This window comes from Winslowiella toletana, assembly GCF_017875465.1.
Classification (GTDB): Bacteria; Pseudomonadota; Gammaproteobacteria; order Enterobacterales; family Enterobacteriaceae; genus Erwinia; species Erwinia toletana.
The window spans coordinates 2032414-2050469 of record NZ_JAGGMQ010000001.1; the positions used below are offsets into that span (position 1 = coordinate 2032414).

Below are 18056 nucleotides of genomic sequence, written 5' to 3' on the forward strand. Positions count from 1 at the left end.
AAACTTAAGCGAGTTGACGGAGATCTGGCGGATTAGCTGCCCGATGGAGGAATTAAAATGAAAAGATGGTTAATTATTTTTGCCGCACTGGTACCGCTAAGTGGTATGGCTAACACACTGAACAGCACAAACGATCCGAATAAGCCGGGCTACAACCCCAGCCAGCAACGGATGCAGCAAAAGATGCAAACTAATCAGCAGCAACAGATGCTGAAGCTGAAACAGGATCAACAGCGTCAGAGTCAGGATCAGCAACGTAAAGTGCAGGAACAGCGTGACAGCGCCCAGCAGCGCATCATTAAGACGCAGCCGGGCAGTAACAAGACTTCGCAGCAGCCTTAAGCGAAGTCTGGTCCGATGGTGTCGATGCGATCGGTACAGATTGCATCGACACCCCAGTTCAGCAGCTCACGCGCCCGCTCGCTCTGATTGACGGTATAAACCAGAATCCGCAAGCCCGCCGCTTTCAGCTCAGCAGTTCGCTGCGCATCCAACAGCCGGTAATTAAGATGAATTGAGGTGCAGCCGAGCGCGACAGTCAGCTCCTGCCAGTTATCATGCCACTCATCCAGCAACAGACCGCGTGGTAACTCCGGTGCCGCCTGCATCGCCGCCTCTAAAGCCTGATACGAGAACGATGACAACAGCGGCGCAGTTTGTCCATGCCACAGCTCACGCGCCGCCAGCGCAATCGCCGTACCGGTTTGCCGATCCAGCCCGGTGGTAGGCTTAATCTCAATATTCGCCATCATGCCATATTGCTGACAGCGCGCAGCGACGTCACGCAGTAGCGGTAAAGGTTCGTGCTGAAACTCACGGCTAAACCAGCCACCGGCATCCAGCTGCTGCAATTTTTCCCACGGCTGTTCGCCAGCAACGCCCCAGCCGTTACTGGTACGATCGAGCGTGTCGTCATGCAGCAGAAAGATCTGCGCATCCTGCGATAACCTGGCGTCGAACTCGATCATGGTGTGACCATATTTCGCGCCGACATCGATCGCCGCCAGGGTATTTTCCGGCGCCAGCTTGCCGCCACCGCGATGGGCGACAATCGCCGGATAGGGCCAGTCTTTGTTAATCATTCCAGACGCATTCCTGTAATTGAATCAAAAAAGTGTAGCGCGTTTGCCGGCAGATGCAGCCATAAGCTGCTGCCAGGCTCTGGTCGCTCAGTATGCGGCAGGCGCACAACCACGTTGTTGCCGCCCCATTTGCCGTGCGCCAGATTATCGGCGCCCAGCATCTCCAGCGTCTCTACGACCAGCGGAATACCATCGGCTTCACGCGTTGATAGCTGAATATGCTCCGGACGCACGCCCAGCGTCAATGGCCGGTTCGCCCATTTAGTTTTAGCCTGCGGCAGCGGCAGCGCAAGGCCCGGCGACAGCGCAAAACGCGTACCGTCATGGTTAATGCTGCCTTCCAGCAGGTTCATCGACGGTGCGCCAATAAAGCTGGCGACAAAACGCGTCGCCGGACGCTCATACACTTCCACCGGCGTGCCCAGCTGCTCGACAACCCCTTTGTTCATCACCATCACCCGCTGCGCCAGCGTCATCGCTTCAACCTGATCGTGGGTAACATACAGACTGGTGGTATTCAGACGGCGATGCAGCAGTTGCAGCTCCAGACGCATCTGAACGCGCAGGCGCGCATCAAGGTTCGACAGCGGTTCATCAAACAGAAACACCGCCGGTTCGCGCACAATCGCCCGCCCCATCGCCACACGCTGGCGCTGACCGCCAGATAACTCGCGCGGACGGCGCTGTAACAGCGCATCCAGCTCGAGACTACGCGCCGCTTCCAGCACCCGCTGGCGAATCTGCTCCTTGCCCATGCCGCGGATTTTCAGGCCGTAAGCCATATTCTGTTCCACACTCATATGGGGATAGAGCGCGTAGTTCTGAAATACCATCGCAATGCCACGATCTTTCGGTTCCAGATCGGTCACCCGCTGGCTGTCGATCCAGATATCACCGGAAGTCACGCGTTCCAGTCCGGCCACCATACGCAACAGCGTCGATTTGCCGCAGCCGGATGGACCAACCATCACCATAAATTCGCCATCATTTATCGTGACATTAAGTGGCTGAATGACCGCATTTTTGCCGTCATAAGATTTGGTCACCGCCTGAAGTTTTACGCCTGCCATCTGCTATTTCTCACTCTCAACCAGCCCACGCACAAAGGCGCGCTGCATTACCATCACCACCACCACCGGTGGAATTAACGTCATTAACATTGCGGCCATCACCAGATTCCACTGAGTGGAACCATCGCCGCTGGAGATCATGGTGCGAATGCCCGCCACCGCCGTGCCCATACTGTTGTCACTGGTGATCAGAATCGGCCACAGATACTGATTCCAGCCGTAGATAAAGGTGATAACAAACAGCGCCGCCAGATTGGTTTTGGACAGCGGCAATACGATATCCCAGAAGAAGCGCATCGGGCTGGCGCCATCGATACGTGCCGCCTCCAGCAGTTCATCCGGCAGCGACATAAAGAACTGGCGGAACAGGAAAGTCGCGGTAGCAGAGGCCATTAGCGGCAGCGTAAGGCCGGTGTAGCTGTCCAGCAGCTTCAGATTAGCGATCACTTCCACCGTCGGGAAAATACGCACTTCGACCGGCAACATCAGGGTGATAAAAATCATCCAGAAAAAGAAGGTGCGCAGCGGAAAACGGAACCACACCAGCGCAAACGCCGACAGCATCGAGATGCTGATTTTTCCGGTGGTAATCGCCAGCGACATAATGGTGCTGTTGAGCAGCAACACGCCAATCGGTGCGCTGTTGCTGCTGACGCCGTTATGCCAGATGGTGCTGATGTTTTCCCACAGATGGCCGCCAGGGATCAGCGTCATCGGCACCTGGTAGATGGCGACGTTATCCAGCGTCGCGGCGACAAACGCCACATACAGCGGAAACAGAATGGTCAGAATGCCAAGGATAAGGATGGTGTGGCTGAAAAAAGTCAGCCCGGGGCGATTTTCGATCATTGGTAACGCACCTTACGCTCGACATAGCGGAACTGGATTACCGTCAGCGCAATCACCAGTAACATCAGCACCACCGATTGTGCGGCTGATGAGGAGAGATCCAGACCGGTAAAGCCTTCACGATAAATTTTGTAGATCAGCGTGGTGGTGGACTGCACCGGGCCGCCCGCCGTCGCGGCATCGATCACCGGGAAGGTATCGAAGAAGGCGTAAACCAGATTGACCACCAGCAGGAAGAAGCTCACTGGCGCAATCAGCGGCAGTGACAAATGGAAGAAGCGGCGTACCGGACCGGCGCCATCAATCGCGGCGGCTTCCACCAGTGAACGCGGTATTGACTGCAACGCGGCAAAGAAGAACAGAAAGTTGTAACTTACCTGCTGCCAGACCGAAGCCAGCACCACCAGGAACATCGCCTGGCCACTGTTTTGCGCATGGTTCCAGTCGTAACCCAGCAGACCAAGAAAATGGGTAATCAGACCCAGGCCGGGGTTAAACAGAAACATCCACAGCACCGCAGCGATGGCGGGCGCGACCGCATAGGGCAGCAGCAGCATCGTCTGATAGAAACCTTTCAGGCGCACCACATAGTCAACCAGCGCGGCGAAAAACAGCGAAATCAGCAGACCACAGCCGGTCACCAGTCCGCTAAAGATCAGCGTAGTCCAGAATGAGGCGAGATAATATTCATCGTTAAATAGCTGGGTGAAGTTTGCCAGCCCGACAAAATGGCTGGATAAGCCGAAAGGGTCGACGCTCTGCACTGAATACCATAGTGCTTCACCGGCGGGCCAGATAAAGAAGATCGCGGTGATCAGCAGTTGTGGCAACACCAGCAGATAGGGTAACCAGCTGGTACGAAAACCAGGACGAACAGAGGACATAGTTTAGCTCGGGGTTCGGAATGCGACGGGCGGCAAGAACGCCGCCCCTACGGGCCAGGACCATTTTCTGTAGGGGCGGCGTTCTCGCCGCCCGTTCAGATTATTTCACCTGTTGTTCAAAGCGACGCAGCAGCAGGTTGCCGCGTTCAACTGAGGTATCCAGAGCCGCTTGTGGTGTTTTCTTACCGGTCCACACGCCTTCCAGCTCTTCATCAACAATGGTGCGAATCTGCGGCATATTGCCTAAACGCATCCCTTTGGTGAAAGGTAATGGCGGCTTGTTCAGCATCTGACGGGTGGCGATATCGGCGCCCGGGTTTTTGTCATAGAAGCCCGATTTGCGCGTCAGCTCATAAGCGGCGGTGGTGATCGGCAGATAGCCGGTTTTCTGATGCCATTCCGCGGCGATTTCCGGCTGCGCGAGGAACTGCATAAACTCGGCTACACCTTTGTAAGTGCTGGCATCTTTGCCTTTCATCACCCACAGGCTGGCGCCGCCGATAATGGCGTTTTGCGGCGCTTCCGGCACGGTGGCGTCGTAAGGCATCATGCCGACACCGTAGTTAAATTTGGCGTAGTGGCGGATATCGGCCAGCGAACCGGAAGAGGCGGTGGTGATCGCACAGTCACCGCTGTAGAACTTCTCGGTGGACTCATCTTTGCGGCCAAAATAGGTGAAATCACCCTTCTTATTCATATCGGCCAGCAGCTGGATATGACGAACCTGAACCGGTTTATTGAACTCCAGTACCGCATCGGTGCCGCTAAAGCCATTATTCTGCGTGGCGACCGGCAGGGCATGCCAGGCGCTGAAGTTTTCGATCTGAATCCAGCCCTGCCAGCCACTGGCGTAGCCGCACTTCATGCCAGCGGCACGCAGTTTGCTGCTATAAGCGGCCAGATCCTGCCAGGTTTTCGGTGGCTGTTCCGGATCCAGCCCGGCTTTTTTAAATGCATCTTTGTTGTAGTACAGCACCGGGGTGGAGCTGTTAAACGGCTGGGAAATCAGATGGCCGGTTTTGGCGTCGCTGTAGTAACCGGATACCGTCGGTACAAACTGCGACTCATCAAAGGTGATGCCTGCATCTTTAAATACGTCATACACCGGCTTAATGGCCTGGGACGCCATCATCGTCGCGGTGCCCACTTCGTATACCTGCAAAATGGCTGGCGCGGTGCCGGTACGCACGGCAGCGATACCTGCCGCCAGGCTCTGGTCATATTTGCCTTTATATACCGGGACAATTTTGTAATCAGGGTGAGCCTGGTTAAAACGCTGAGCCAGAGAATCAACCTCTTTCCCTAACTCGCCGTCCATGGAGTGCCAGAATGGGATGTCGGTTGCAGCCAGAGCCTGGCCGGACAGCGCGAATCCCAGCACGATACTCAGTGCGGTATGACGAAATGTGGTGGATGACATATCAGTTTCCCATGACATGATTGTTACGCGCGATTTCACGCCTTTTATGTTCGGGAAGTAACATGACATGCAAAAATGACAGTGAGATAAACGTCTTATGACGGGAATGTGACAGGGAGGTGACGGGGTGATACTGATACGGGAGCCGATAATGGCTCCCCTGGGGCGTACTTCACGGGCGGCGTTCTCGTCGCCCGTGGTATCGGTTAGCCGCCGAGATAAGCGCTTCTGACCGCCTCATTAGCCAGCAACGCGTCGCCGGTATCTTCCAGCACCACATGGCCATTTTCCAGCACGTAGCCACGGTCGGCCAGCTTCAGCGCCTGATTGGCATTCTGCTCCACCAGGAAGATGGTCATGCCCTCTTTGCGCAATTGCTCAATGGTGTCAAAAATCTGCTGGATAATAATCGGCGCCAGACCCAGCGATGGCTCATCCAGCAGCAACAGACGCGGCTGGCTCATCAGCGCACGGCCAATCGCCAGCATCTGCTGCTCACCGCCGGACATGGTGCCGGCACGCTGCACACGGCGCTCCAGCAGGCGCGGAAACAGTGCATAAACGCGCTGAATACGCTCCTGATACTGTTTCTTCTCCGCAAAGAAACCGCCCATCGCCAGATTCTCTTCCACCGTCATGCGTGAAAACACGCGACGCCCTTCCGGTACGATGGCAATCGCTTCACGCATAATGCGCGCCGTTTGCCAGTCGGTAATCTCTTTACCGTCAAAGCTGATGCTGCCGGTGGTGGCGCGCGGTTCGCCGCACAGGGTGCCGAGCAGCGTGGTTTTACCGGCGCCGTTGGCGCCAATCAGGGTCACAATCTCCCCCTGATTGATATGCAGACTGACATCATGCAACGCCTGGATTTTGCCGTAATGGGTACTGACGTTGCTTAAGGTTAAAATCGGGTTCGCCATCTTACGCCTCACCTAAATATGCGCGGATAACATCCGGGTTATTGCGGATCTCTTCCGGTTTGCCATTCGCCAGCGGCGTTCCCTGATTGACCACATAAATACGGTCGGAAATTCCCATTACCAGCTTCATATCGTGTTCAATTAACAGCACTGACACCTTATGCTCACCACGCAGTTCGGCAATCAGCTCATCCAGTTCGTGGGTTTCACGCGGATTAAGACCGGCGGCCGGTTCGTCAAGCATCAGGATCTCCGGCTGCGTCACCATGCAGCGGGCAATTTCCAGCCGGCGTTGCTGACCATAAGCCAGATTACCCGCCTGACGGTTAGCCATCTCCAGCAAACCGACGCGCTGCAACCAGGCAGCGGCACGATCCAGCGCGTCGCTTTCGCTTTTACGAAACGCCGGGGTTTTCAGCAGGCCGGAAAATACGCCGCTTTTCAGATGCTGATGCTGCGCCACTAACAGGTTTTCAATCACCGTCATTTCGCGGAACAGACGCACATGCTGGAAGGTGCGCACAATCCCCATGCGGGCAATCTTCTGCCCCGGCAGACCTTCCAGATGCTGATCTCGCAGCTTGATGGTGCCGCCGGTCGGCCGGTAAAAGCCGGTGAGGCAGTTAAACACCGTGGTTTTACCGGCACCGTTTGGCCCAATCAGCGAAACGATCTCCTGCGGATGCAGTTCCAGCTTTACATTGTTGACCGCCAGCAGGCCGCCAAAGCGCATCATCAGGCCATCTACTGCTAACAAAGGCTGACTCATGCCTGCTCTCCTTTTGCGTCACGTTTCAGCTTCAGCTGCGGGCGCTGCATCGGCAGCAGGCCCTGTGGACGCCAGATCATCATCAGCACCATCAGACCACCCAGCACTAACATGCTGTATTCATTCAGATCACGCATCATTTCGCGCGATACCACCAGCAGAATCGCCGCGAGGATCACCGCAAACTGCGATCCCATGCCACCGAGCACCACAATCGCCAGCACAAAGGCGGATTCGGCAAAGGTGAAGGATTCCGGGCTGACAAATCCCTGGCGCGCCGCAAACAGCGTACCGGCAAACCCGGCAAAGGCGGCGCTGATGGTAAAAGCAGTGAGTTTGATGCGACGCGGGCTGAGACCCAGCGATCGACAGGCAATCTCATCTTCCCGCAACGCTTCCCACGCGCGGCCCAGCGGCATACGCAGTAAGCGATTAATCACAAACAGGGTCAGCACCACCAGCAGTACCGCTACCATATACAGGAAGATAATGCGGTCGCCCGGATCATATTGCAGGCCAAAGAAATTATGGAAGGTATCCCAGCCGCCATCGCGAACGCTGCGGTTGAACTCCAGGCCAAAGAAGGTCGGTTTCGGGATCTGGCTGATGCCGTTAGGGCCACCGGTAATCTCGGTGTTATTCAGCAACAGGATACGTACGATTTCGCCGAAGCCAAGGGTGACAATCGCCAGATAGTCGCCGCGCAGGCGCAATACCGGGAAGCCCAGCAGCAGGCCAAACATTGCCGACACCAGCCCCGCCAGCGGCAGACACTGCCAGAAGCCAAGGCCGTAATAGTGATTCAGCAGCGCAAAGGTATAGGCGCCAATCGCGTAAAAGCCGCCGTAGCCCAGCACCAGCAGGCCAGATAAGCCCACCACCACATTCAGGCCGAGGCCAAGCATCACGTAGATCAGCGTCAGGGTGGCGATATCCACCGTGCCGCGCGACACCACAAATGGCCAGACTACCGCAGCAATAATCAGCGCCAGCGCCAGCAGTTTTTGCTTCGGCGTGGAGCCATCAAAACCCGGCAGCACAAAAGCCGGGCTGGAGATTTTCTTCAGGCCGCTTTGCATCATCGGACGCATCAGCTGGAAGAAAAACACCACCGCACAACCAACGGCAATCCAGTTCCAGCGCACGCTACCGGCGTTATTGACCACCAGCTGCGTACCATCAAGGTTCAGACGCAGCCCCATAAAAAAGGCGGCCAGAATCAGCAGCATCAACGCCGAGACCATGGCATTGACCAGGTTAAGCTGTTTCATACTTTTTCCACCTCCGGACGACCAAGGATACCGGTCGGCATCACCAGCAACACCACGATCAGCAGCGCGAAGGAGACTGCATCTTTATATTCGGTACTCAGGTAAGCGGAAGTCAGGGCTTCAGCGATACCCAGAATCAGGCCGCCCAGCATCGCGCCAGGGATACTGCCAATGCCGCCCAGAACCGCCGCGGTGAAGGCTTTCATCCCGGCCATAAAGCCGATATAGGGGTTAATCACACCGTAGAACTGGCCCAGTAATACCCCAGCCACGGCCGCCATCGCCGCGCCAATAACAAAGGTCAGCGAGATCACGCGGTCAGTGTTAATCCCCAGCAGGCTGGCCATTTTCAGGTCTTCGGCACAGGCGCGACAGGCGCGGCCCATACGGGAATAGCGGATAAATACCGTCAGGGCCAGCATCGCAAGGAAGGTGACCGACCAGATCACCAGCTGCATGGCGGAGATGGTGGCGGCGAAACCGTTGCTTTCACCCAGCGTCCACTGCCCGGTGATCAGGCTCGGCAGCGCCAGATCGCGTGAGCCTTGTGTCAGGCTGACGTAGTTTTGCAAAAATATCGACATCCCGATGGCTGAGATCAGCGCAATCAGGCGCTTGGAGGAGCGGACCGGCTTATAAGCCACGCGCTCAATACTCCAGCCATAGGCGCTGGCGATCACAATCGCCATAATGAAACCGGCGCCGATCAGGATCCAGCCGACATCAATGCCCATCATCATCAACGCGGCGATAACAATAAACGAGACGTAGCTGCCGATCATATACACTTCGCCGTGAGCGAAGTTGATCATGCCGATAATGCCGTAAACCATGGTGTAGCCAATGGCAATCAGCGCATAGGTGCTGCCCAACGTCACGCCGTTGAACATTTGCTGCAGAAAGTAGAGAAACTGCTCGGACATACCTTAATTACCTTACAAATCCGCACAGGCGGAAGGTACAAAACGTCACGGGCGGCGAGAATGCCGCCGCGGGTCGTGCAAATCATCGGCACGGGCGGCGATAACGCCGCCCTTACAGCAGGGGAGCCGTTATCGGCTCCCGTTGCAACGCCAGATGTTACTTAACCGCGGTTGAAGTGCCATCGGCATGCCATTTAAATACGCCGAACTCAAAGCCTTTCAGATCGCCTTTCGCGTCCCAGCTCAGGTCGCCCATTACCGTTGGTACCGGCTGGCCTTCCTTCAGGTTTTTGACGATCGCTTCCGGCTCTTCGCTTTTGCTACGTTCCATCGCGGTGGTCAGTGATTGCAGCGCGGCGTAGGTCGTCCAGACAAACGGACCGGTAGGATCCAGTTTCTTCGCTTTCAGCGCATCAACAATCGGTTTGTTGGCAGGAACCTGGTCATAGCGCTTCGGCAGGGTAACCAGCATGCCTTCAGAGGCGGCACCGGCGATATTAGACAGCGAGGAGTTACCCACGCCCTCTGGTCCCATAAAGCCGGTTTTCAGGCCAGCAGCACGTGCCTGACGCAGAATCTGGCCCATTTCCGGGTAGTAACCGCCGAAGTAAACAAAATCGACGTTCTCTTTCTTCAGACGCGCCACCAGCGTGGAGAAGTCTTTATCACCGGCAGTCACACCTTCAAACAGCACCACATTGCCGCCCGCTTTTTTCAGGCTCTCCTGCACGGAACGCGCGAGGCCTTCACCGTACTGCTGCTTATCATGCACCACGGCGATACGCTGCGGTTTGATTTCATCAAGGATATATTTGGCCGCCGTAGGTCCCTGATCGGAGTCCAGACCAGTGGTACGCATAATCATCTTATAACCACGGGTGGTCAGGTCAGCATTGGTGGCTGCCGGGGTGATCATCACGATACCTTCATCTTCATAGATATCAGAAGCCGGTTGCGTCGATGAGGAGCAGAGGTGGCCGATAACATAACGGATACCGTCGTTAATCACTTTGTTAGCGACCGCAACGGCTTGTTTCGGGTCACAGGCGTCGTCATATTCCACGCCGACCAGTTTGTCACCGTTAACGCCACCTTTAGCGTTGATGTCAGCGATGGCTTGTTTGGCGCCAGTGAATTCCATATCGCCATATTGCGCTACCGGGCCGGACATCGCCCCAACGATGGCAACTTTAATCTCTTTTGCCATTGCCGCGTGGCTCATCGCCAACGCAACGCAACCTGCCAGAAACGCGCTACCTTTACTGATTTTCATCCGCACTTCCCCATCTGTTTGTCTGTTGTGTGATTGCTGGTTATTTTTTGCCGGATTTCGCTTAAAAACGCTTAGCTTATAAAGAGTTAGAAGGTAAACCGGCATTTTTTATGGATAAGGCTTTATTTTTCAGGTTATTAAACAGGAATTTTCTTCTGTAAATCAACTGACATATGCAGAAACTCGCGGGCGTTACAGCATAATTACCTGGCACTATTGATGGCATAACAGGCAATAAGCCAGCTGTTTATGCTGCAATAATAGCCGCAACCTGACATTTTGATCGGGTAATGGCGCGCATCAAAAACAGATCGCGTCGTTTTGGTCGGGGAAAAGTTACGCGCCCCGTAGCCAACATATTCGCTACAATATGCCTTTGTTACATATCGGGTGGGATTTATGAAACTGACCATCATACGGCTGCAACAATTCAGCGTGCAGGATCGACTGGATCTGGGCAAAGTGTGGCCGGAAAAGGAGATTGCGGCACTGGAAGGCACGCTGGATGAACAGCACCGGTTGTATGCCGCGCGCTTTAACGATCGACTGCTGGGAGCATTAATGCTGGAGATCGGCGGCACACAGGGGAGGATTTATGCCTTGCAGGTGCGTGAAGTAACCCGTCGTCGCGGTGTTGGTCACTATTTACTGCAAGAGACAGTGGCGCAGAATCCTGCCGTCAGCGAATGGTGGATTGCGCAGGATGGCAGTGAACAACCAGCGGTAATCGCAGCTTTTATGCAGGCTGCTGGTTTTCGTCAACAGGCGGATGGTTGGGTTAAACCGGGCGGCGAGAACGCCGCCCCTAAATTGTAGGGGAGCCGTTTTGGCTCCTGTGGAAACAGAAAGGGCGGCCATCTGGCCGCCCCTGCGAACACGTTAACGCAATGCGTTACGCTTCAATCGCCAGTCGTAATTTCTTCATCGCGTTTTTCTCCAGCTGACGTACACGCTCTGCGGAAACACCGTACTGATCGGCCAGTTCCTGTAGCGTGGTTTTGTTATCGTCATCCAGCCAGCGCGCGCGGATAATATGCTGACTACGCTCATCCAGACCTTCCATCGCATTGGTCAGCTTATCAGCAGCGTGGTTATCCCAGTTATCCTCTTCAATGCCATCGGCAAAGTCAGAGGTTTTATCCTGCAGATACAGCACTGGCGCCATCGATTTACCTTCGCTGGATTCATCATCCGACGACAGATCGAAGGTCATATCCTGCGCGGCCATCCGCGATTCCATTTCACGCACGTCTTTACTGGAAACGCCCAGCTCACGCGCCACCATTTCCACCTCATCCTGATTAAACCAGCCCAGACGCTGCTTGGTTTTACGCAGGTTGAAGAATAGCTTACGCTGTGCTTTGGTGGTAGCGACCTTCACGATGCGCCAGTTACGCAGCACGTATTCGTGAATCTCGGCTTTAATCCAGTGAACGGCAAACGACACCAGACGTACGCCCACCTCAGGGTTAAAGCGGCGCACCGCTTTCATCAGGCCGATATTACCTTCCTGAATCAAGTCTGCCTGCGGCAGGCCGTAGCCTGAATAGTTGCGAGCGACATGAACAACAAAGCGCAGGTGAGACAGGATCAGCGTCTTAGCTGCATCCAGATCGCCCTGGTAATGCAGCCGTTCAGCAAGCGCCTTCTCTTCTTCCGCTGACAACATCGGCCAGACGTTAGCAGCCCGGATATAGGATTCCAGGTTACCTAAAGGTGCGATAGCTAAAGTTTGCATTTCTTTGGTCATTCAAACCCTCTCATATGTATGATTGCCACGCGATTCCTTCGCGCCACTGACTTTCCCTTCATCTTTCAAGCTGCTGCTGCGTTGGCTGCCCTCTCTCATTCCAGTCACTTACTTAAGTAAGCTCCTGGAATTCATTCGGTTGCCGCCTTGCCGCAACTTGAAATCTATCGGGAACACCCTACGTGAATTATTCACAAAAATCGAAAGCAATCTGTGCTAGTTCGACAGCAGAGTTATCCACAAGTTCAATCTGACGGTGCATATTTTACACACACAAAATCAATTAGTGAAGATCGTAATGATGGCGCTTTAAGAGGAAGGAACTCTTCCTCTGCGGCATTTCTCTCGCAGCAGAGGAAGATTATACCAAAAAAACGTTGCCGGGGGTTACTGGGGCGTAAAACGACGTAAATGTTGCACCGTCGCCAGCCAGGCGGCAATCCAGCCAATCATCGCCGCAATCAGCAGCAACAGCAGGCTCTCATCCCAGGATAACCCGCTCAGGGTAAAGGTGGTGCCAAACACCGAAGCCACCTGCGTGACCACTGATTCCAGCCGCAGCACCAGCACTTCTGACAGCACCAGCGATAACAGCGCCCCACTAAAGCCGAGTAGCGCGCCGCCATACAGGAATGGCCGCAGGATAAAGCCATCGGTGGCGCCAATCAGTTTCTGCACGTTAATGGTATCGCGCCGGGCAAAGATACTGAGCCGCACGCTGTTACCAATCACCAGGAATACCGCGACAATCATCAGCACGCCAATCATGGCCGCCACCTGACCGACCAGCCCAGTCAGCGCCGCCAGACGGGCAAACCAGCTGTCGTCCATCCGCACTTCATCGACGCCATCCACCTTCGCCACCCGGTCGCGCAGGCTCTGCATGGTATTCGAACTCTGGAAGTTCAGTTTCGGCGTAATCACCGCGACGGCTGGCAGTGGATTCTGCTCCAGCATATCCAGCGAACCGCCAAAGCCGGACCAGTTGCGGAACTCCCCCATCGCCTCTTCGCGTGACAGGTAGTTCACCTTATCCACGCCATCCTCTTTCTTCAGCAGCGCGACCACATTTTCGGCGGCGGTATCATCCAGCGTTTTACTGAGATAGACCGTCAGCTGCGGCGCCGGGTACCACTGATCCGCCGCCTGACTGACGTTTTTCCATACCATATAGCAGACGCTTGGTAATGTCAGCGAGATGGCAATTACCATCACCGTTAACAGCGTCGCCAGCGGCTGACGCCACATATCAGACAGCGAACCGTGCAGCGCATAGCGCCACTGCTCCTGCCAGCCCCCCTTCAGCGCCCGGCTTTTCGACGGTTGCTTACTTTTTGGCGCTGGCGCGCGTTTATTGCGTTTATTCACCATGCTGCAGGCCTCCGTGCAGTCGTCCCTGATTCAGCGACATCACGCGGTAGTTGCGGCGTGCAATCAGCCCCATATCATGGGTCGCCATCAATACAGTCACGCCAACACGGTTAAACTCTTCGAACAGACGCAGAATATCTTCTGACAGTGCATCATCAAGGTTACCGGTCGGTTCATCCGCCAGCAGTACCGCAGGCTTATTCACCACCGCACGCGCAATGCCGACACGCTGCTGCTCACCGCCAGAGAGTTGAATCGGATAACTCTTCGCTTTGTCGAGCAGGCCCACTTTATCCAGCGCGGCCGACACGCGACGGCGAATATCTTCACCGCTGGCCCCGGCGATAATCAGCGGGATCGCCACGTTGTCATACACCGAACGATCCATCAGCAGATGGTGATCCTGAAAAATCATCCCAATCTGACGGCGCAAAAATGGCACTTCACGGCTTTTCAGGCGGCTAATATCATGGCCGCCAAACCAAATCTGACCGGCGCTTGGCCGTTCAATGCCACAAATCAGCTTCAGCAAGGTACTTTTCCCTGCCCCGGAATGCCCGGTCAGAAACGCCATTTCTCCAGGTTGCAGATGGAAATCTACCCCCTGAAGCGCTTGCCGACCGCCGAGATAAGCCTTACTGACCTCTTCAAAGCGAATCATCCTAATTAGTCCTCTCGGGCAAACAGTGCCTCAATAAAATCGTCGGCCTTAAATGACCGTAAATCCTCGATACCTTCACCCACGCCGATATAGCGAATCGGAATGCTGAACTGGTCCGCCACCGAGAAAATCACGCCGCCTTTCGCAGTGCCATCCAGTTTAGTCAACGTAATCCCGGTCAGTCCGACTGCTTCATGGAACAATTTAGTCTGACTGATCGCATTCTGCCCGGTACTGGCGTCGATGGTCAGCATCACTTCGTGTGGCGCTGCGTCATCCAGCTTCTTCATCACACGGGTGATCTTTTTCAGCTCTTCCATCAGGTGCGCTTTGTTCTGCAAGCGTCCGGCCGTGTCGGCAATCAGCACGTCTGCGCCGCGCGCTTTCGCCGCCTGAATCGCATCAAAAATCACCGAGGCGGAGTCCGCGCCGGTCTGCTGGGCGATCACCGGAATATTATTGCGCTGACCCCACACCTGTAACTGTTCAACTGCGGCGGCACGGAAAGTGTCACCTGCCGCCAGCATCACCGATTTACCTTCCGCCTGATACTGGCGCGCCAGCTTACCGATAGTGGTGGTTTTACCCACGCCGTTCACCCCGACCATCAGAATCACAAACGGGGTTTTACCGCTGACATCCAGCGGCGCTTCGACTTTCGCCAGAATCTGCGACATTTCGGTTTTCAGCAAACCATACAGCGCTTCGGCATCGCGCAGCTGCTTACGATCTGCCTGCTGCGTCAGATTGGTGATAATACGACGCGTGGTGTCTACCCCAACGTCGGCAATCAGTAGCTGCTCTTCCAGCTCTTCAAACAGATCGTCGTCGATTTTCTTGCCACGAAACAATCCGATAAATCCTGAACCGAGATTCTGGCGTGTTTTTACCAGGCTGCGTTTCAGACGGGCGAAGAAGCCCTCTTTGGTCGGACGTTCCTGCTCGACCAGCGCCGGGATCGGCGCCGTCTCTTCCGCTTCCGCGATCGCCTCTTCGTCAATAACGGCGACAGCATCGTCAGTCACAAGCGGCTCAGGTGCGACGACTTCAGGCGCGATTTCAGGTTCAATAACCTGCGCCACTTCCGGTTCCGGCTCTGCTTCAGGCTGCGCGACCTGTAGCGGCTCATCTTCAGGCAGCCACTCTTCAGCTTCAGCAATCACTTCCGGCTGGACTGGCTCTGCGGCTTCAGCCATCGCTTCCGGCTGCGCTGGCTCTTCAGCTGGCGGCGCGGGGTGGCGCGTCTCTTCGGCTACCGTCTCAGTAACGGCGACAATCTCTTCAGCAACCTGCTCCGGAGTGTGTAACTCCGCCTCTGGCGGCGTGAGCGTTGCGGCATCCGATGCATTTTCTGCAGCAGGCTGTTGTTCCTCTAACGTCTCTTTTTGCTCGTCCTGCGCGGCTGACGTCTCATCACGTCCAAATCCCAGCCAGGAAAAAAAGCCACGTTTTTTATCTTTTGCCATTGTGCAACCACACTCCTCGACAGCTAAAACCCGGTCGACTGCGCGTCCAGGGCTATAAGACTAATGCGAAAATAACCTGATAATGAATCCCTTAGTCTAACACTTTCCACGCAGCGCTACACCAGCACCCTTTTTAACGTTTCCTCAACCCAATTAGCCCGTTAAACTACGCAACAAATTATTACGGACTTAATAAAGATGAATAAAAAACCCCGCAGCGGTGGCGCCGGACAGATCCGCATTATTGGCGGCCAGTGGCGCGGCCGTAAATTGCCGGTGCCGGACAGCGCCGGTTTGCGCCCGACGACCGATCGGGTGCGTGAGACGTTGTTTAACTGGCTGGCGGCGGATATCCAGCAGGCGCGCTGTCTTGACTGTTTTGCCGGCAGCGGTGCGTTGGGGCTGGAAGCGCTGTCGCGCCATGCCGCTTCGGCTACGCTATTAGAACTGGAACGCCCGGTGGCTCAGCAGCTGGAGAAAAATCTGGCGACGCTGGGCGCAAAAAATGGTCGGGTGGTTAACGCCAATACGCTAAGCTGGCTGGCGCAGCAGGGCGAACCGCACGATCTGGTATTTATTGACCCCCCTTTCCGCAAAGGATTGCTGGATCAGACGCTCAGCCTGCTGGAAAGCCACCACTGGCTGGCGGAAGGCGCGCTGATTTATGTGGAGAGTGAAGTCGAAAACGGCATGCCGCCGGTACCGGTTAACTGGCATTTGCACCGCGAAAAAATCGCCGGGCAAGTGGCTTATCGTTTATATGTTCGTCAGGCCATCAACAAGGAGAATGATGATGCTGCTTAATCTTGGACGTTTACTGATGCTGTGCGTCTGGGCCTTTCTGTTACTGAATGTGGTCCAGCCATTCCCGAAACCTTTAAAATATTTCGTTGATATTGCGCTGTTTTTTATGGTGGTGATGCACGGTTTGCAGCTGGTATTGCTGCGCGCTACGCAGCCAAAAGACGGGCCGCAGCTCAGCAAACTAACTCAGGCGAAAATCTTTTTCTTTGGTGTCTTTGAACTGCTGGCCTGGCAAAAAAAACATTATCCCAAACAATAAGACGGGCGGCGAAAACGGCTCCCCAGCACTGCCCGTAGGGGCGGCGTTTTCGCCGCTCGTGTCGATGAGTTGCACGATACGTAATGATGGCGTTCTCGCCGCCCGCATTACGGCGTTGGCACAAAGCTGACAAAACGCGAGCCTTTGACCTGCAATTTACCCTGCACGCCCTTATCAATCTGATGATAATCCTCGGCATTCAGCACCAGCTTAAAATCACCGGCGCCATTTAACGGATGGAACCAGGCTTCATAGCGCATATCTTCAACCGGGATCACTTCACGCTGACGCGAACGGCGACTGGATGCCGGAAACTCACGTTTAGCTTTCACTTCCACCGGGATAGCACGCAGCGGAGAGGCGTCATTCACCGCCACTTCGCGCCGCTGCTTAATAAACTGGCGGGTGGCAAGAATGGCGATAATCGCCAGGACGATGAAAAAGATTAGCGGTGGCTTGCTCATGTTTCTCCCGTGCTTCAGGTTCTCAGTTGATAAATTTTAGCCGGGCAAAAGCATACAACCAGATTGCTACCATTGTCACATGCAGAGCGCGTAATCTAGACTGAGATCGATACTACGGGAAAATAATATTCAGGTTTTACGGACATAAGTCCCCACAAAAAGGAAAAAATTATGCTTTGGTCCTTTTTAGCCGTGCTGTTTTCGGGCTGGTTGTATGTTGATGCATCTTATCGTGGTCCGCAGTGGCAACGCTGGGTATTTAAGCCGGTGACGCTGCTGCTGTTGCTGGCCTGGGCATGGCAGGCGCCGGTACTGAGCAGCGCCGAATACCTGATCTTATTCGGGCTGCTGGCGACACTGATCGGTGATGCGCTGACGCTGCTGCCGCAACAACGCATGCTGTATGCCATCGGGGCGTTTTTCCTTTCGCACCTGCTGTATACCATCAGTTTTGCCGGACACATGACGCTGGCCTTCTTCTGGCCGATTCCGCTGACGCTGGTGATTGTCGGCGCGCTGCTAATCGCCGCCATCTGGACGCGCCTGGAAGAGTTGCGCTGGCCGATTTGCACCTTTATTGGCATGACGCTGGTGATGGTATGGCTGACGGCAGAGCAATATTACTTTAGCCCAACCGACTACAGCTTCTCGCTGCTGGCAGGCACCCTGTTCCTGCTGCTGGCGAATATTGTCTGGTTTCTCAGTCACTACCGCCGCCGTTTCAATGCTGATCGCGCCATTGTCGCCGCCAGCTACTTTCTTGGTCACTTCCTGATTGTGCGTTCCCTCTACCTCTGACCGGCAACAGAGACTTGACTCT

Annotated in this window: 20 protein-coding genes; 5 read left to right on the top strand and 15 right to left on the bottom strand. The window is 55.1% G+C overall.

Annotated elements, in window-relative coordinates; genetic code table 11:
- Window positions 1-57: 57 nt before the first annotated feature.
- Entirely contained in the window at window positions 58-342 is a 285-nt protein-coding gene (locus J2125_RS09520) for a DUF2756 domain-containing protein (RefSeq protein ID WP_017802952.1), read from the top strand.
- Here the strand turns inward: J2125_RS09520 and ugpQ are convergent.
- From ugpQ to J2125_RS09570, 10 genes are all read right to left on the bottom strand, one after another.
- The gene (gene ugpQ, locus J2125_RS09525) at window positions 339-1082 is read right to left on the bottom strand and encodes a glycerophosphodiester phosphodiesterase (RefSeq protein ID WP_017802951.1); all 744 of its coding nucleotides are present in this window, start codon (window positions 1080-1082) and stop codon (window positions 339-341) included. The genes J2125_RS09520 and ugpQ overlap by 4 nt on opposite strands.
- Window positions 1079-2152: a sn-glycerol-3-phosphate import ATP-binding protein UgpC gene (locus J2125_RS09530; RefSeq protein WP_017802950.1), complete on the bottom strand. Its 1074-nt coding sequence runs from the start codon at window positions 2150-2152 to the stop codon at window positions 1079-1081. Before J2125_RS09530 ends, ugpQ begins: the two co-directional genes overlap by 4 nt.
- A gap of 3 nt (window positions 2153-2155) precedes the next feature.
- Window positions 2156-3001 (bottom strand): sn-glycerol-3-phosphate ABC transporter permease UgpE, encoded by an 846-nt coding sequence (gene ugpE, locus J2125_RS09535; protein ID WP_017802949.1) that lies wholly within the window; start codon window positions 2999-3001, stop codon window positions 2156-2158.
- Complete coding sequence (gene ugpA, locus J2125_RS09540; RefSeq protein ID WP_017802948.1) at window positions 2998-3885, bottom strand: sn-glycerol-3-phosphate ABC transporter permease UgpA; 888 nt, start codon at window positions 3883-3885, stop codon at window positions 2998-3000. Before ugpA ends, ugpE begins: the two co-directional genes overlap by 4 nt.
- A 100-nt stretch (window positions 3886-3985) precedes the next feature.
- Window positions 3986-5305 carry a sn-glycerol-3-phosphate ABC transporter substrate-binding protein UgpB gene (gene ugpB, locus J2125_RS09545; protein ID WP_040462274.1) on the bottom strand — a complete coding sequence of 440 codons (1320 nt, stop codon included), beginning with the start codon at window positions 5303-5305 and terminating at the stop codon, window positions 3986-3988.
- A gap of 206 nt (window positions 5306-5511) precedes the next feature.
- Complete coding sequence (gene livF, locus J2125_RS09550; protein ID WP_017799488.1) at window positions 5512-6225, bottom strand: high-affinity branched-chain amino acid ABC transporter ATP-binding protein LivF; 714 nt, start codon at window positions 6223-6225, stop codon at window positions 5512-5514.
- 1 nt (window position 6226) lies between these two features.
- The gene (gene livG / locus J2125_RS09555; protein WP_017799489.1) at window positions 6227-6994 is read right to left on the bottom strand and encodes a high-affinity branched-chain amino acid ABC transporter ATP-binding protein LivG; all 768 of its coding nucleotides are present in this window, start codon (window positions 6992-6994) and stop codon (window positions 6227-6229) included.
- Window positions 6991-8265 carry a high-affinity branched-chain amino acid ABC transporter permease LivM gene (locus J2125_RS09560; RefSeq protein ID WP_017799490.1) on the bottom strand — a complete coding sequence of 425 codons (1275 nt, stop codon included), beginning with the start codon at window positions 8263-8265 and terminating at the stop codon, window positions 6991-6993. The genes livG and J2125_RS09560 overlap by 4 nt, the downstream gene beginning before the upstream one ends.
- Entirely contained in the window at window positions 8262-9188 is a 927-nt protein-coding gene (livH, locus tag J2125_RS09565; protein ID WP_017799491.1) for a high-affinity branched-chain amino acid ABC transporter permease LivH, read from the bottom strand. Before livH ends, J2125_RS09560 begins: the two co-directional genes overlap by 4 nt.
- A 157-nt stretch (window positions 9189-9345) precedes the next feature.
- Entirely contained in the window at window positions 9346-10461 is a 1116-nt protein-coding gene (locus tag J2125_RS09570) for a branched-chain amino acid ABC transporter substrate-binding protein (RefSeq protein ID WP_017799492.1), read from the bottom strand.
- 399 nt (window positions 10462-10860) lie between these two features.
- Here J2125_RS09570 and panM point away from each other — a divergent pair, with 399 nt between their 5' ends.
- Entirely contained in the window at window positions 10861-11277 is a 417-nt protein-coding gene (gene panM, locus J2125_RS09575) for an aspartate 1-decarboxylase autocleavage activator PanM (RefSeq protein ID WP_017799493.1), read from the top strand.
- A gap of 76 nt (window positions 11278-11353) precedes the next feature.
- Here the strand turns inward: panM and rpoH are convergent, their stop codons facing one another.
- The 4 genes from rpoH to ftsY form a co-directional block, all read right to left on the bottom strand.
- The gene (gene rpoH, locus J2125_RS09580; protein WP_017799494.1) at window positions 11354-12211 is read right to left on the bottom strand and encodes an RNA polymerase sigma factor RpoH; all 858 of its coding nucleotides are present in this window, start codon (window positions 12209-12211) and stop codon (window positions 11354-11356) included.
- A 387-nt stretch (window positions 12212-12598) separates the two neighbouring features.
- Window positions 12599-13582, bottom strand: a complete 984-nt coding sequence (gene ftsX / locus J2125_RS09585; protein WP_017799495.1) for a permease-like cell division protein FtsX — start codon at window positions 13580-13582, stop codon at window positions 12599-12601.
- Window positions 13572-14243 carry a cell division ATP-binding protein FtsE gene (gene ftsE, locus J2125_RS09590; RefSeq protein WP_017799496.1) on the bottom strand — a complete coding sequence of 224 codons (672 nt, stop codon included), beginning with the start codon at window positions 14241-14243 and terminating at the stop codon, window positions 13572-13574. The genes ftsX and ftsE overlap by 11 nt, the downstream gene beginning before the upstream one ends.
- A 5-nt stretch (window positions 14244-14248) precedes the next feature.
- Entirely contained in the window at window positions 14249-15709 is a 1461-nt protein-coding gene (gene ftsY / locus J2125_RS09595) for a signal recognition particle-docking protein FtsY (RefSeq protein ID WP_017799497.1), read from the bottom strand.
- A 198-nt stretch (window positions 15710-15907) separates the two neighbouring features.
- On the opposite strand from ftsY, the gene rsmD reads away from it, so the two are divergent.
- On the top strand, window positions 15908-16513 hold the full coding sequence (gene rsmD / locus J2125_RS09600; RefSeq protein ID WP_017799498.1) for a 16S rRNA (guanine(966)-N(2))-methyltransferase: 606 nt from the start codon (window positions 15908-15910) through the stop codon (window positions 16511-16513).
- Complete coding sequence (locus tag J2125_RS09605) at window positions 16503-16772, top strand: DUF1145 family protein (protein ID WP_017799499.1); 270 nt, start codon at window positions 16503-16505, stop codon at window positions 16770-16772. The genes rsmD and J2125_RS09605 overlap by 11 nt, the downstream gene beginning before the upstream one ends.
- Window positions 16773-16879: 107 nt before the next feature.
- On the opposite strand, the gene J2125_RS09610 is transcribed toward J2125_RS09605, so the two are convergent.
- A complete protein-coding gene (locus J2125_RS09610; RefSeq protein WP_017799500.1) occupies window positions 16880-17236 on the bottom strand; it encodes a DUF2500 domain-containing protein in 357 nt (118 codons plus the stop codon).
- 171 nt (window positions 17237-17407) lie between these two features.
- Here J2125_RS09610 and J2125_RS09615 point away from each other — a divergent pair, with 171 nt between their 5' ends.
- Complete coding sequence (locus tag J2125_RS09615; RefSeq protein ID WP_017799501.1) at window positions 17408-18034, top strand: lysoplasmalogenase; 627 nt, start codon at window positions 17408-17410, stop codon at window positions 18032-18034.
- Window positions 18035-18056: the final 22 nt, after the last annotated feature.